This is a genomic window from Nocardia sp. NPDC057272, assembly GCF_042668615.1.
Lineage (GTDB): Bacteria > Actinomycetota > Actinomycetes > Mycobacteriales > Mycobacteriaceae > Nocardia.
Window position 1 is genome coordinate 304,177 of the sequence record NZ_JBHUYK010000002.1, and the last position, 15,258, is coordinate 319,434.

The following is a 15,258-nucleotide window of genomic DNA, read 5'->3' on the forward strand; positions in this document are numbered from 1 at the left end:
CCGCGAGTTTCGCTCCTCCCGCGCGACGCCGAGGGCCGGCTCAACGAACGGAGGCGGCGCGATGAGCGACGCGATCACGATGCCCACGGTGACCGAATCCAGTCCGGAGGATCTGGCGTTCCAGCGCTTCGTCCTGGATCTGGCCCTGCAACCGCTCGACCGTTTCGACGGGTTCGACCGGATCGAGCAGATCGCGGCCAGCGCGCTGCGCTATCAGCTCAACTTCATCGGCTACGGACTCGCGATGGCCCAGTACACGCGCACCCCGGCCTTCACCGGCTATCTCGCCGAGGCCCAGCGCAATGCCATCGTGAAGATGTGCGACAAGCGCGTGTGGTCCTATTGGGCGACGGAGAGCCTGGTGGGGTACGCCCGGCTCAACACCGACCCGATCCGCCATGCCAACGTCATGTACACCGGCTATTTCGGGGTGATGCTCGGCCTCTACGAAACGCTCAACGCCGACACCACCTTCGACCAGCCCGGTTCACTTCGCCTGCGGTGGAGCAAGTCTCGCGTGCACGACTACGACTTCGAGCGGCTCACCCGCGCGATTCGTACGAACATGCTGGTTCGCAAGGACTGTCCGCAGTACCCCTGCGAGCCCCACCTCATCTATCCGATCTGCAATGCCTTCGCGTTCAACACCCTGGTGATGCACGACCGGCTGCACGGCACCGAACTCACCGGCGACCTGGTCGACCGGATCCGGCACAGCTACCTCCACGACGGCTGGCGCACGCGCAGCGGACGGTTCATCCCGGGCAGGCTCGGTCCCAAGCTCACCATCAGCGCACCGGTACTCGCCTACGACGCGGGCATGGTGGCGTGGCTCAACGCGACCATGCCCGATCTGGCCCGTGATACCTGGAACACCATCCGGCAGCGCTTCGTCCGGTTCGACGGCACCGAAGTACAGTTGCGCGGTTCTTCTCGATCGCGCGTGGACCTCGGCAACTACAACGTGGTCAACGGCGACGGAATGACCAGGGTGTTCGTCGCGACCGCGGCTGCCGAAATGGGCGAGACCGACCTCGCCGACGCACTGAATCGGTCTCTGGCCGAACACAATCGGCTCGTCGACCGAGCGGGTGCCCAGCGCTACGCCGGCGCGTCGACGGTGACCAACGCGCATCACGTCCTGGCTCGCTTCGCCCGCCCGGACGGGCTGCGCGACCTGATCCGGGGCGAAGTCCCGCGACAGTGGCGAACCGGTCCGATCCTCAGTGATGCCGCCTACCCGGATGTCCTGGTCGCCAAAGCGGTGACCGACGGCACCTCGCTCGATCTGGTGCTGCGGCCGGGCGACGGCCCGCGGCGTGTTCGGCTCGGGCTGCAACGGCTGATTCCTGAACGCTCATACCAGGTCACCGGTGCCATCGAGGCCGCGGTGATCGCCGATGCCGACGGTACCGCTGTGATCGAAGTGGACCTCGGTGGACGCCACGTGGTGCGCGTCAGCCCCGTCTGAGCGCGTGAACCACGCACTGCCCGCACCGGTGGGGTGGATCGCGGTCGGCCTGTGTTCGGCCGCGGCGCTCGTCGCCGCGGTCGACGCCCGTTCCGGCACACCGGCGACCGGTCGATATGACGGTCGGGCAACCGAACTCGCCCATGTCGTCATGCTCGTCGCGATGGCGGTGATGTGGACGCCGACAGCTGGTGACCTACCCGCCACGGTCTGGCGTGCCGTCTTCTCGGTGCTGGCGATCGCGATGTCGGCCTGGGTCGCGGTCACGATCGCTCGCCGCATCGACGACGTCGGCGCCGCGATCTACCACTGTGTGGCCGCGTTCGCGATGCTCTACGCGGCCCTCGGGCAGCAGCACCACCATCATGTCCATGCTGGAGCGGAGAACTCATTGCCGGTCCCGCTGCTCGGCTGGGCATTCGTGGCGATCTTCACCCTCGACGCTGTCGTCACGCTCGGCGCACTGACGTGGCAGATCGCCCATCGGCGACCGGCGCGGGCGTTGTTCCCGCACTTGGTGATGGACGCCGCGACGGCCGTGATGATCTGGCAGGCGCTGAGCGCCTGACCCTCGTTCGATACGGGTCGCTCCCAGGTAGCGCAGGAGGCCGGCGCTACCTGGGCGATCGACACTATTCGCGCAGCCGAACCTTCTCGAGGATCGGCTGCACCCCACGCGGTACCCACCAGTTCCAGGTGCCTGCCAGTCGCATGAAGGCGGGGACCAGAATCATGCGGATCAACGTGGCGTCCACCAGCACAGCCAGCGCCAATCCGACGCCGAGCATGCGCATGATCGCGACCCCGCTCGTCGCGATCGCCGCGAAGATCACGATCATCATCACCGCCGCCGCGGTCACCACCTGCCCGGAACGGGCAAGCCCGACGGCGACTGCCCGATCGTTGTCGGCCCTGGTGTGCCCGGAGGTCTCCCATTCCTCGGTGAAGCGCGCGAGCAGGAAGACCTCGTAGTCCATGGACAGCCCGAACGCCACACAGAACAGCAGGACCGGGACCGTGGCGACGGTGAAACCGGTGATCTCGGTGCCGAATCCACCGAGGTGTCCCGACTGGAACACCCAGACCATCGCACCGAAGGTCGCCGTGAGTGAGACAACGTTGAGCGCCAGCGCCTTCAACGGCAGCAGGAGGCTGCCGGTCAGCAGCATCAGCAGGATGAAGGTGGTGACAGCGATCCAGGCCAGGGCTTTCGGGAAGGCCGCTGCGATCCCGGCTGCCGTGTCGCGCTTCTGCTGAGCCAAACCACCGAACACCGTGTCGCCGGGTGCGGCGACCGCGTCGAGCTCATCGAGCTGCCGCGCGGCGGCAGGTGAGTACGGATCGAGTGAGGTGGCGATCGTCAGATGGGTACTCTCGGCGCGCGCAGCGCCGGGATCGCCGGGCCCCACCGGCTGCCCGCCCGCATAGGTCCCCGACGGCGCGAGCACCACATCCACATCGGGCACCCGCGACAGCGCGGCCGCGTACTCGGCCGTCGCCGTGTCGGCACCTTCGCGGTGGACGATGATGTGAACGGTGCCGGTGGCGTTGGCGTCGAACTGCTCTCGGATCGTGTCACCGACGTGGCGTGCCTGCGCGGCGGCAGGCAGGACTCGATCGTCGGGCAAACCGACCTGGAGTCCCAGGACCGGCGCGCCGGCGATCAGCAGAATTCCCAGCACCGGCAGCGCGATGAGAACGGGGTGCTTCTGCACCGCCACCGCCAGTCGGTACAGGAACATCGACTCGACCGCGGCCGCCTCTCGCAACGGCTTTCGGGTGATCCGCTCACCGAGGAGTGCGAGCAGGGCGGGCACACACGTCAGCGCCAGCACGACCGACAGCGCGACCACGGCGACGCCCGCGTACCCGATGGAACGCAGAAAGTTCATCGGGAAGAACGACATTCCGATCAACGCGATCGCCACCGTCACACCGGAGAACAGCACGGCCCGCCCACCGCGCCGCATGGCCAGCGAGATGGCGGTGTGCTGGTCGTGACCACGAGCGATCTCCTCGCGGAACCGCCCGATGATCAGTAGTGAGTAGTCGATCGCCAGCGCCAGCCCGAGAGCGGTGGTGATGTTGAGCGCGAAGACCGACAGGTCGAACACGAAGGTCAGCGCGAACAGCACCGCGGTGGTCGCGACGATGGCCACTACTCCCACCGCGACCGGAATCGCCGCGGCGACCACACTGCGCAGGAACCAGATCAGCAGCAGAAATGTCAGCGGGATCGCGAGCGATTCCGCCAACGCGAGGTCGCGCTCGGCGCGTTCATTGATCTCCTGGAACGCCATCGCCTGTCCGCCCGCGGTGACGGTGATCTCGCCCGTGGTCCCGGTATGCCGAGTGGCCAGGTCGGCCGCGGTCTTCTGCGCCTGGTTGTCGTCGCCGGCCAGACCCGCCACGATCAGTCCGACGTGTCCATCCCGGTCGATCAGCCGGGCGAGACTGTTCGGGTCGGTCCACGGCGAATCGACCGACAACACCCGGTCGTCGACGCGCAGGTCGTCCACGATGTCGTTCGCACGATCGGCCCCGGCGCCGGTGAGAACTTCACCGGGTGCTTCGACGGTGAAGATCAGCTGCATTCCCGCGATGTCGAAGTCGCGGGCCAGCGCCTGCTCAGCCTGTGAGGACTCCGCGTCGGGGTCGAGAAACCCGCCCACCGACAAGCGGTCGGTCACTTGCGCACCGAGCAGACCGCACAGCACGAACGCGATACCCGCCACGGCGAGAACCAGTTTCGGCGTCCGGATCGCGATCATGGCGAACCGTTCGATCATCGCAGGACCCCGCGATCGCCCGGGAACAGGTACAGGGCCGATCTCGCCCGGCACGCGGAGCGTGGACGGAGTTCGTTCCAGATGGCGTCGTCGGTGCACGCGTCGGACAGCACACGCGCGCACTGTCCTCGCTGTCCGCGCTCGACGCTCGACGGCAATGTCGGTTGCATGTATTCATCTCCCCTTCTCAGCGGGCACGGTGATCATCCGTGCGCGCCCTGTCGATCACCGCGTCGTCATCGGCGACCGGTGCGCTGAACACGACATAGCCCTGGGCTTCGAGCAGATGCCCCTGTGGGACAAGACCTTCCATCAGGTCGCCGGCCGGCAAGGCCGATGCGCCGCGGACGTGGACGACCGGCCATCGCAGTTCGAGCCCGCGCAGCGCGGCGTCGGCGCCGTCGAACGCTTCGGTGAGCACCGCGTCGAAATCGTAGTCCGGGGACGGCGCGAACGAACTCGCGGAGCGCCGGGCAGGAATGAACCGCGCGAGATTTCCGGGAATCGGAGGCACCACGTCGAAGAACACCGATCGTCATATGGTTTGTGTCACAACAGTTTTCATCGCGTGGCGGAAGGTTGATTCCTCACGCATACCTGGAGGCTCATCAGCCGTTGACAGTCCATAGAGGTAATGAGAGGATTTGGGAATCATTCTCTCATAGGCGCGCTGGTAGCCGCCGGTCTTCGAACGGGGTCAACGATGACCACACCACCCACACCACCCGCACCCGCCGCACCGTACTGCCCGACGCACGGTTGAGGAAGTCGTCGGTGCACCGCCAACGAGGAACCTCACTGCTTCGCCGGTACGTCGGCGATCGACGATTCCTGCTCGCCTTACCGCGTGCGGTAGGGCTACAGATCCTTCACCCGGCCATCGCGACAGCTCTCGACGAGCACATGGCGATGCGACTGTGGTATCACAAGGCGCGGACCGTCTCGCAGACGATCGCCATGGCCTATGACGAACGGGACCAGCGCCACCGCATGGTCAACATTCATGGGCACATCAGTGGAAGCGACGACCACGGCACGCGCTTTCACGCGCTGAATCCGGAGTTGTTCCACTTCCAGCACGCGACCTACGTGGAGACGCTGGTAGTCGCGATCAATACCTTCATGGCGCCGATGTCCGATCGCGACCACGAACGCCTTTATGCGGAGTGCTGCGAATGGTATCTGCGGTTCGGGGTCTCCGCGCGGGCCATGCCACCGGACTGGGCGGGTTTCCGCGACTATTTCGACCGGACCTGCGCGCAGCAACTGCGTCTCACCCCGGCTGGTCGCACGCTCGCACCCGAGGTCTTGCGTCCGACCAGCTGGGTCCCGCGACTGCTGCCATCCGTCGCCGTGCGCGAGTTGCTACACCCTCGCACCAGGGAACTACTCGGCGTGCCGGCACGACCGGGAGATCGGGCCGCGTTCCGTTCCTACGCCACCGGCCTCCGGATGGCGGCGACGATAGCGCCGCCGAGGATTCGCTACGTTGCGTCGGCGCGCGCGGAGAGGTCACCGCGGCCCGCGTAGACGCATGATCCACGGACCACTCCGCAGGGTCCGGGCAGACGGAGACGGCGCCCGCCTGCCCGGCCCCTCGCTACAACAGCGGTGTCGACTCAGAGGGGCCCTGGCGATACCTGGTCACCGTCAAAGTCTGTGGCTGCGCGTTGTATTCGGGAATGGGCAGCGGAAACCAGAAACTGCCGTCCAACCACACCTGACCGGCCAGCGGTGCGGGGTTGCCGAGCACATCGATGGCCTTGCCCGACGGCGGATTCCGGAAGGTGCCGACGTTCTCGCCGTCGACGAAGAAGTCGACGTATTCGTCGCCCACCTCGACCGCGTAGGCGTGATCGCGCGACATGATGCTCTCGTCGAGCAGCTTGATCTGGGGGACCAAGGTGCCCGCCTGTTTGACCATCAGGAAGAAGCCGTGCGGCATATCGGCACCGAGCAAGTTCGCCACCGGACTCAACGCGTCGGCCGTGGCACCCAGCGCGCCATGGGAACCGTTGTACATGAACCAGGCGATCTCCAGATCGAGCAATGCCCGTGGGTCGATCAGCCGGTTCGATACACCCCACCCGGTCGTCCCGTTGTGGCCGACCATGTCGGGAGCACCCTTGATGTTCATCGTCATGGTCTGACCGGAGGTGAAAGTGGGCCGGGCGACCAACTCCGCGTTGTTGTAGGGGAAGAGACCATCGGTGGTCCGCGGTACGCCGAACGTCACCCCTTCCGGACCGAACCCGAGACTCGAGTAGCCGACGTCGGTGGTGCACCACTCCTGCGCGGGAGCCGTCCCGAAGGTCTCGTCCATCGTGCGGGCCGGGAGCTGGTAGTCGGATCCGATCCAGCCGGCCAGTGCACGCGGTCCCAGGGCGCCACAGTTGGTCATCTGATCGTCGACCACACCGGGCAGCTGAATATTCGGGTCAGCGATACCGGCACCTGCCGAGGCCACCACAGCCGCGAACCCCGCACAGGCCGCCACAGCTTTCCTGATCACCATTTCGATTCCTCTTCCTCTTCACCAGTGAGAGAATGCTCGGTAACATAAAGCAGTCAAACACGGCTTCCACCGGTCTGGATATTTGCGAACACGGACAAATAGCGGATGAACATGGCGGACCCGTCTCGACCCGCAGATCGGAGCCGATCATCGAAATGACAGAGTGATATACAAAACATCTCACTCTGTCTAAGGTGGTTGGTAGTCCGATACGGCTATCCAGGAGAAAATGTGTCTGATTCCGCCACACCCACCGTCGATGCCACTGAACTGGCTGTTCGCAACCCAGCGTCCGGAGAACTGGTCGGCACCGTCGCCGTGTCGACCCCGGAGGAGGTCGCCGCGGCCGCGGCCGCGCTGCGCACAGCCCAGCCGCGGTGGGCTTCGATCAGCGCGTCCGGGCGCAAGCAGTGGCTGCTCAAGCTGCAGGATTGGGTGCTCGACCACAGCGACGAGCTGGCGGACTCGATTCAGGACGAGTCAGGAAAGCCCCGGGTGGAGGCCGAAGTCGAGGTCGCGTTCACTGTCGACCTCCTGGGCTACTACGCGCGAAACGCCGCGAAGTTTCTCGCCGATACCGCGGTGAGCCCCCACACCCCGTTGATGCGGGTCAAGAAGCTGACCACCACCTACACGCCGTATCCGGTGGTCGGCATCATCACGCCGTGGAACTTTCCCCTCGCCATGCCTGCCTCCGACCTCGTTCCGGCGCTCGCCGCAGGCACTGCGGTGCTGCTCAAGCCCTCGGAGGTGACCCCGCTGACGCCGCTCGCCCTCGCCCGCGGCTGGGCCGAGATCGGTGCGCCGCCGGTGTTCACGGTGGTCTCCGGATCCGGCGCCACCGGTGCCGCGGTGGTCGACAACGCTGATTTCATCCAGTTCACCGGCTCCGGTAACACCGGCCGCCGCATCGCGGTCGCCTGCGCGGAACGCACGCTGCCCTACAGCCTCGAGATGGGCGGCAAGGACCCGGCGATCGTGCTGGCCGACGCCGACCTCGACCGCGCGGCCAACGGCATCGCCTTCGGCGCACTGACCAACGCCGGACAGCTGTGCGTGTCGGTGGAGCGGGTGTATGTCGAGGCCGCGGTGTACGACGAGTTCGTGAACAAGCTGGTGGCCCATGTCAAGACGCTGAGGCTCGGCCGCGACGACCGCAGCGGAAACATCGATGTCGGTCCCCTCGCCAACCAGGCCCAGCTCGACATCGTCACCCGCCACGTCGATGACGCGCTGGCCCAAGGCGCGCGAGCGCTCACCGGCGGCAAGGCGACAGGCGAGGGAAACTTCTTCGAACCGACGGTGCTGGTCGACGTCGATCACTCGATGTCGTGCATCACCGAGGAAACGTTCGGCCCGACGATCCCGGTCATCAAGGTCGCCGATGCGGACGAGGCGATCCGGCTCGCCAACGACTCCGAGTACGGACTGTCGGCCTCGGTGTGGACGGGCAACAAGTCCCGCGGGCAGGCAATCGCGCGGCGACTGGCCGTCGGCGCGGTGAATATCAACGACGCCACCATCAATCTGTTCAATTTCGCGCTCCCCCACGGCGGTTGGGGCCAGTCCGGCACCGGGTACCGATTCGGCGGTGCCGACGGCGTACGCAAGTACTGCCGCAAGCAGGCGATCACAGCTCCGGCACTGCCGACACAGAAGTCCGAACTCGTCTGGTACCCGTACAGCCTCAAGAACTTCGGGTTCATGCGGAACGCGATGCGCGCGACCGGCGCTCGCGGTCGGCGCCGCTTCGGCAGGTAGGCGGGTCTCGCCGCGGACGGATGTCTCACCAGCCGGTGACTCATCCGTCCGCGGCAAGCGGTGATCGCTGCCCCACGCGAGGGAATCAGCGAGGTGCGCCGGTGTCCTGGGTCACCGTGCGCACGTCCAGCGGACGGAACCCGGGTGCGATGTGATCGCGGGCGAACCGGCGCGCCGCCGCCTCGTCGTCGAGTGGGATGACCGTCGGCCTCGTCAGCACCAGCGACAGCGCGGTACGAGCCACCAACTCGGCAACGGGGAGCGGGTCGTAGGCGGGGAGCTTGCCCGCTTCCTGCAAGCGAGTGATGAACTCGGCCAGAAAGTCACGACCGAGCTCGATCACCGGCGCCCCACCGGTGGTGAGGTAGGGCAGTACGGTGGCGGCGTCGGTGGCGAGGAGGCGGTCGAGCAACGGGTTGTTCCGCAAGCCGAGGGCGAAGGCGACGAACAGTTCGACGATCTGGTCTTCGGCACTGGCACCCTCGTCGGCCTGCCGGCGCATCGAGGCGTCGGCCTGCTCCAGCAGGTGGCGAACCTGCCAGAGCCCCACCGCCTGGACCACGTCGGTCTTCCCCCCGAACCGGCGGTACAGGGTCGCCAGGGACAGACCGCCACGGCGGGCTACTTCCGCCATGCTGGTTCGCTTGATCCCGAAGTCCAGAAACGCGGCCAAGGCGCCGTTCAGGACATCGGCGTTATCGCGCTCGACACCGCCGTGTCCGCGAATACGTGCCAGCAACCTGATCGACTCGGCCATATCCCATTCCCCTCAGCTGACAAGAGCCCGAACATAATGTGGTCTGCCGGTAGCCCGCAACCTCGACTCTGTCAGACCAGTGGGCGGCCGAGCCGCTGACGCCGCCGCATGTCCCGGAGCACCGTCGAGTACGGCACGATCCGCGCACGGACGGGAAGCCGTCCGTAGACGGCCCCGATGGCACGGAACATCAGCCGGTGCCGCCGCTCCTGTTCGTCGGTCCACGGAAGGTAGAGCTGTGCGCGCATGGTTTCGGGCAGCAGTCCGGTGACGGCGAAACGATGAAAATCGGCCAGCCGACGCGGCCTGGGAACATTGCGCAAACCGACCAGCTTGCGCAGATACTCGGCGACCACGTCGTCGATCCGCATCCTCGCCAGCCCCGCCTCGAAGTAGCTTTCGAAAGCCGCCAGGTCGGCAGGCCACATGTCGGGCCTCATCTGCAATCCGGTGCCGAACCTGGCCCCGTACTGCACGAAGACCTCCTTGGTGGCCCTGTCCAGTGGCCCGTAGAGGCGCTCGTGGGTGTCCATGACTCCCCAGCACAGGCAGACCGCGACCCACTTCTGCAATTCGGGGTCGAACGCGTTGTACTTCACCTCGGCGCCCGGCGCCGAACGAACGCGTCGATGGACGCTACCGACGGCCTGTCGATACACGTCCCGGTCCTCCTCGGTGCCGAGCATCGCCACCGCGATGTAGGTCAGCGTGGTGCGCAACCGCTTCCACGGATGGACGTCGGCGCGGCCGGACTCGACGGTGCTCTCGACGACGCCGTAGCCCACCGGCCGGTTCGCGAGCTGCACGATCACATTCGCGCCCGCCCCGGCGAAGGCGCCGATCCCGTCGAGGAATCGCTCGATATCGAAGTCCTCGACGGTGCCGTATCGACACCGCAGGACTCCGTCGCGATCGCTCGCCGTCACAGGATCGGTCACCGTTGACACTTGACGCATAGTGCTGCGCCTCCTTCTTCTGAGAGCCACTAAGGCAATGATACAGTGAGATGATATTCGACTAATCAACTCAGCGGGTGGCTTTCGGTCAGTGCCGCTACGCACCGACGCCCCGCAGCGCCGAAGCGCTGCGGGGCGTCGTGGTGGTTGGGCGATGGTGCGGTCAACCCCGAACCGAGTAGCGCAGTGCCGCGGGCGCGGTGGCGGGAACAGCGGGCCGCTTGGGCAGGATCGGTGCGAGGCGGACGTAGGCAGAACCCAGTGCGGGACGGGGGTCGACATCACCCTTGTTGGGCCAGAACGCCATCGCGCGCTCTGCTTGAGCGGTGATGGTCAACGACGGGTTCACCCCGAGGTTGGCCGTGACCGCGCTGCCGTCGGCGATGTGCAGGCCTGGATACCCGTAGACCCGCTGCCACGGGTCGACCACGCCGGTGTCGGCGGAGTCACCGATGGTGGCGCCGCCGATGTAATGCGCGGTGGCCGGAATGCCCAGCAGGTCGGTGACCAGATTTCCCGCGTCACCATCGATTTCGGCGGCGTACTCGCGAGCGATGTCGTGCGCGATCGGGATCCACTCGGGATTCAGCTCCCCCGAGCCCTGTCTGGTGACGAGACGCCGCCCCTTCAAGTAGGAGGTCAGCGAGTTGTCGAGCGATTGCATCACGAGCAGCACGACCGAGCGCTCGGCAGCACGATGGACATTCTTCAGCCGGATGAACTCGAGCGGATGTGCCGCCACCATGAGCAGTAGCCGCAGCACCCGGAACGCGCCGCCGTCGACCATCGGCAGGCCCTGGGTGAACAGCGCGTTCTGCCCTTTACCGTATGAGCACACCTCGATATGGGTGTGCGGCTCGGGATGAATCGAGGAGGTGATCGCCACCCCCTGGGACAGGTCGTATCGACTACGACTGCATACCGCGACCACTGCCTCGGAGTTGCTTCTGGTCAGCTCCCCGAGCCGGGGAGACAAACCGGGCAGCACACCATCGTTTCGCATGCGGTGCAGCAACTTCTGGGTACCCAACGCAGCCGCGGCGAAGACGACCTGGCCCGCGGTGAACCGGCGCCGGTTCCGGCGGACGATACCGCCCGACCGCATGGTCTCGACGAGGTAGCCGCCGTTGCCGTCCGGCTGCACCGAGGTGACCGTGGTGAGCGGGTGTACTTCGGCCCCGTTGCGTTCGGCCAGGTACAGATAGTTCACCGTGGTGGTGTTTTTGGCATTGTGCGTGCAGCCGGTCAGGCATTCGGAGCGGATGCAGCCCGCGCGCGTCGGCCCGGCACCACCGAAATACGGATCGGGCACCTCCGTGCCCTGCGCTCCTTCGTTGAAGAAGACCCCGACGTTCGTGCGGTGGAACGTCTCGCCGACCCCGCGGCGCTCGGAAATCTTCAGCAGCACTTCGTCTTTGGGACCGACGCGCGGATTGGTCTGCACGCCGAGCATCCGTTTGGCCTGGTCGTAGAACGGCGCCAGCTCCGATTTCCAGTCGGTGATGTGTGACCAGGCGCGGTCTTCGTAGAACGCGGGCAGCGGCTCGTACAGGGTGTTGCCGTAGATCACCGAGCCACCACCGACACCCGACCCGCTGAACACCGCGCACTTGCCGAGAACGCTGATCCGCTGCGGCCCGGTCAAGCCGAGTCGTGGCATCCACAGCGACTTGCGGAGGTTCCAGTTGGACTTCGGGAAATCCTCCGGATTCCATCGCCGCCCGGATTCGAGAACGCCGACGCGGTAGCCCTTCTCGGTCAGCCGCAGCGCGGTGACACTGCCGCCGAAGCCGGAACCGATCACAATCACGTCGTAGTCGTAGTCGGTCATGACGCTCACCGCCCCACGTGTCCGTCGACGACGTACTCGGTCAGCGCCCTGCGCACGATCTTGCCGGTGGGGTTGCGTGGCATCTCGTCGAGGAACACCACGTCACGGGGCACCTTGTACCTGGCGAGGTTGTCCTTGACGTAGTTCTTGATCTCCTGCGCGTCCGGTTTGTCGTCTGTGGCGGCAACGATGAAGGCGCGCAGTCGCTGTCCGAAGTCCGCGTCGTCGACACCGATCACCGCGACATCGGCGATATCGGCGCGACCCGCCAGCAGATTCTCCACCTCCAGCGGATAGACGTTCTCGCCACCGCAGACCACCATGTCGTCGTCGCGGCCGTCGATGAACAGCAGCCCGTCGGCGTCGAAATGGCCCATGTCCCCGGTCGACATGTATCCGTCGATGATCTGTTTGGTCTTCCCGTCGGTGTACCCCTCGAACGGGGCGACGGTGCGGGCGAAGATTCGCCCCGAGACGTTCGCTGCGGTGATTCGGCGATCGTCGCTGTCGTAGAGCGCGATGCGCGCGGTGACCGGTGCCCGCCCGACGGTGCCCGGCGCACGACGCAATTCGTGCGGCTGGGCGACGGCGGTGATCGCGACCTCGGTGGAGCCGTACCCGTTGTACAACACGTCACCGAAGGCGTCCTGCCATCGGATCGCCAGGTCGGGCGGCAGCGGGGCGCCGCCGACGAAAACCGTGCGCAGCGTCGAGGTGTCGTACTCGGCGATAACCTCGGGACCGAGCGCGAGAATGCGGTTCAACTGGGTCGGCACCGCGACCAGCATCTCGACCGAATGCCGCTCGATCGCCGCCAAGGTGGCCTCCGCGTCGAAACGGCGCCGCAGCACGATTTCGGCACCGAGCGCGCTGGCTATCGTCCAGGTCCCCATACCGGTCGTGTGAAAAACCGGGGTCGCGATCATGACGACCCCACCGCGAGGGAACGGCACCCGGTCGACGACCAGGGCGGTGGCGAACGGCGAGACCTTGGTGCGCGGCGCGCCCTTGGGCAGACCGGTGGTGCCGCTGGTGAGGATGATGAAGCCCGCGGGCCGATCCGGCGGGGGCAGCGGGTCACTGCTGTTCGCCGACACCAGCATGTCGATGGTCACCGCGCGCGGTGGCAGCGTGTGTTCCGCATCGACCCAGGTGAGGATCCGCGGCATCGTCTCGGGCAGGGCATCGACGAGCCCGGCGAACTCACTGTCGAACAGAATCGCGCGAACCTTTTCCCGCACAGCGACTTCGGTGAGTTGCGGCTTGGCGAAACTGGTGTTCAGCATGGCCAGCCGCAAACCTGCTTTGCCGGCCGCCACCATCGCCAGCACCAGGCCACGATGGTCACGGGCCAGCACGCCGACCACCTCGCCGCCGCGCAGGCCCTGCCCGAGCAAACCGTGGGCCAGGGCGTTGGACTGTTCGTCGAGCTCGCGGTAGGTCAGCACGCCGCGCTCGTCTGCCAGCGCGGGTTCGTCGGGCCGATCGGCCGCCCCGGCGCTGATCATCGCCGCTTGTGGGCCGTAGGAGTTGTTGAGCGCGATCATGCGCTTGATCCGGCGCGGTCGCCACAGGTCGATCAGGCCGGTCTGGTGCAGCCGGCGCACCGCCCGCACCTTCTCGCCTACCTCGGCCACGGTGCCGTTCGTCAGCTTCATCGATGAGCCTCTTTCGAATTCCGGTCCGCGAATATCACTGGCCCGCAGGTGTTGTCGTGTTGGTGGTCAGGTGATAGTGCTCCGGGCGCAGGGATCGGGTCTGTAGTCGATAACTCAGGACCGCGCCCGGCCAGTTGTTGGTGATCCGGCCCGCGGCGTTGCGATACCAGCTCGAGCACAGACCCCACGGGGTACGGGCGAGCCGGGCTTGCAGCTTCACGTCGTATTCCTCGGCCACCGCACGCCGGACATCGAGGGTGTGCGCCGGATGGCGGGACAGTTCCTGGAGCGCCTGGCGGATGTAGCGAGCCTGCGATTCGATCATGTAGACGATCGAGCCGACACCCAGGTTCGTATTGGGTCCGTACACCATGAACATGTTCGGGAATCCGGGCACCGTGATGCCGTGGTAGGCGCGAGCACCGCCCTGCCACTCGTCCTCGAGCTTGCGTCCGTTCGCGCCGCGGATCGCCATCGGCCACAGGAATTCGGTGCCCTTGAATCCGGTTCCGTAGATGATCACGTCGACCTCGTGCAGCACGTCGTCGGCGGTTTTCACCCCGGTCGGCACGACTTCGGCGATCTCGGTCGTCTCCACCCGCACGTTCGGCTGGGTGAGTGCCGGATAATAGTTGTTGGAGAACAGCCCACGCTTGCAGCCGGCCGGGTAGTCGGGCGTCAGTTTCGCGCGCAATTGTGGGTCGGTGACCTGCTTGCGCAGATGGTTCACGGCGATCCTGGTGACCAGACCCCTGATCGCGGTGACATCAGCGATGCCCAGCGACAGAAACTCGCACAGTGCCCAGACCGCGAATCGCTCGGCGAGGCGGACCGGCGGCACCGTCGCGAACATCCGGTGATGCCACGCCTTGTACTCGACATCGGGCTTGGGCAGCACCCACGCCGCCGATCGCTGGAACAGTGTCAGGGCCGCCACCTGCGGCTGGATCGCGGGCACGAATTGGATCGCGCTGGCACCGGTGCCGACAACGGCGACCCGCTTGCCTGTCAGGTCGACACTGTGGTCCCACTCCGCGGAGTGGAAGGCGGGTCCGGCGAACGAGCTGATGCCGGCGATGGTGGGCAGCGCGGGCCGCGAGAGCTGACCGACCGCGGAAATCAGCACGTCGGTGGTTGCCTCGTAACCGTCGGCGGTACGCACCGTCCATTTCCCGCTCGTATCGTCGAATTCGGCTTCGGTCACCTCGGACCCGAACCGGATCCGCTCGCGCAGGCCGTTGTCGCGCGCCACGTCCCGCAGATAGGCGTGGATATCGGGCTGTCCCGAGAATCGCTTGGGCCAATCGGATTTCGGCGCATACGAGTACGAGTAGAGCGGCGAGGGTATATCGCATCCGGCGCCCGGGTAGGTGTTCTCCCGCCACACTCCCCCCACCTCCGACGCTCGCTCCAAGATGACGAGGTCGTCGAAGCCGTGGCGCAGCAGTTCCATCGCCATGCCGAGGCCGCCGAACCCGGTGCCGATGATGACAGCGGACGGCATTGTCCGAGTGCGCATA

At 66.3% G+C, this 15,258-nt stretch carries 12 protein-coding genes; 4 read left to right on the plus strand and 8 right to left on the minus strand.

Annotated features, from left to right (window positions below):
* Nucleotides 1-61 precede the first annotated feature (61 nt).
* Both ACFULV_RS04400 and ACFULV_RS04405 read left to right on the plus strand, forming a co-directional pair.
* Nucleotides 62-1,471 (plus strand): hypothetical protein, encoded by a 1,410-nt coding sequence (locus ACFULV_RS04400; RefSeq protein ID WP_378653035.1) that lies wholly within the window; start codon nt 62-64, stop codon nt 1,469-1,471.
* 4 nt (nt 1,472-1,475) lie between these two features.
* Entirely contained in the window at nt 1,476-2,039 is a 564-nt protein-coding gene (locus tag ACFULV_RS04405) for a DUF5134 domain-containing protein (protein ID WP_378653037.1), read from the plus strand.
* A 64-nt stretch (nt 2,040-2,103) separates the two neighbouring features.
* Here the strand turns inward: ACFULV_RS04405 and ACFULV_RS04410 are convergent, their stop codons facing one another.
* Both ACFULV_RS04410 and ACFULV_RS04415 read right to left on the minus strand, forming a co-directional pair.
* Entirely contained in the window at nt 2,104-4,260 is a 2,157-nt protein-coding gene (locus ACFULV_RS04410; RefSeq protein ID WP_378653040.1) for an MMPL family transporter, read from the minus strand.
* Between the two features lie 187 nt (nt 4,261-4,447).
* Nucleotides 4,448-4,681 (minus strand): hypothetical protein, encoded by a 234-nt coding sequence (locus tag ACFULV_RS04415; protein ID WP_378653042.1) that lies wholly within the window; start codon nt 4,679-4,681, stop codon nt 4,448-4,450.
* Nucleotides 4,682-5,034: 353 nt separating this feature from the next.
* Here ACFULV_RS04415 and ACFULV_RS04420 point away from each other — a divergent pair, with 353 nt between their 5' ends.
* Nucleotides 5,035-5,790 (plus strand): oxygenase MpaB family protein, encoded by a 756-nt coding sequence (locus tag ACFULV_RS04420; RefSeq protein WP_378653045.1) that lies wholly within the window; start codon nt 5,035-5,037, stop codon nt 5,788-5,790.
* A gap of 70 nt (nt 5,791-5,860) precedes the next feature.
* Here ACFULV_RS04420 and ACFULV_RS04425 read toward each other — a convergent pair whose 3' ends face one another.
* On the minus strand, nt 5,861-6,775 hold the full coding sequence (locus ACFULV_RS04425; RefSeq protein ID WP_378653047.1) for a hypothetical protein: 915 nt from the start codon (nt 6,773-6,775) through the stop codon (nt 5,861-5,863).
* Nucleotides 6,776-7,006: 231 nt separating this feature from the next.
* On the opposite strand from ACFULV_RS04425, the gene ACFULV_RS04430 reads away from it, so the two are divergent.
* Complete coding sequence (locus ACFULV_RS04430) at nt 7,007-8,536, plus strand: aldehyde dehydrogenase family protein (protein WP_378653049.1); 1,530 nt, start codon at nt 7,007-7,009, stop codon at nt 8,534-8,536.
* Nucleotides 8,537-8,621: 85 nt separating this feature from the next.
* On the opposite strand, the gene ACFULV_RS04435 is transcribed toward ACFULV_RS04430, so the two are convergent.
* From ACFULV_RS04435 to ACFULV_RS04455, 5 genes are all read right to left on the minus strand, one after another.
* Nucleotides 8,622-9,293, minus strand: coding sequence for a TetR/AcrR family transcriptional regulator (locus ACFULV_RS04435; RefSeq protein WP_378628748.1), 672 nt, complete (start codon nt 9,291-9,293; stop codon nt 8,622-8,624).
* 71 nt (nt 9,294-9,364) lie between these two features.
* A complete protein-coding gene (locus ACFULV_RS04440) occupies nt 9,365-10,231 on the minus strand; it encodes an oxygenase MpaB family protein (RefSeq protein WP_378653051.1) in 867 nt (288 codons plus the stop codon).
* 181 nt (nt 10,232-10,412) lie between these two features.
* A complete protein-coding gene (locus ACFULV_RS04445; RefSeq protein WP_378653054.1) occupies nt 10,413-12,080 on the minus strand; it encodes a GMC oxidoreductase in 1,668 nt (555 codons plus the stop codon).
* Nucleotides 12,081-12,085: 5 nt separating this feature from the next.
* On the minus strand, nt 12,086-13,738 hold the full coding sequence (locus ACFULV_RS04450) for an acyl-CoA synthetase (RefSeq protein WP_378653056.1): 1,653 nt from the start codon (nt 13,736-13,738) through the stop codon (nt 12,086-12,088).
* Nucleotides 13,739-13,772: 34 nt separating this feature from the next.
* Nucleotides 13,773-15,257 (minus strand): flavin-containing monooxygenase, encoded by a 1,485-nt coding sequence (locus ACFULV_RS04455; RefSeq protein ID WP_378653058.1) that lies wholly within the window; start codon nt 15,255-15,257, stop codon nt 13,773-13,775.
* Between the last annotated feature and the right edge of the window lies 1 nt (nt 15,258).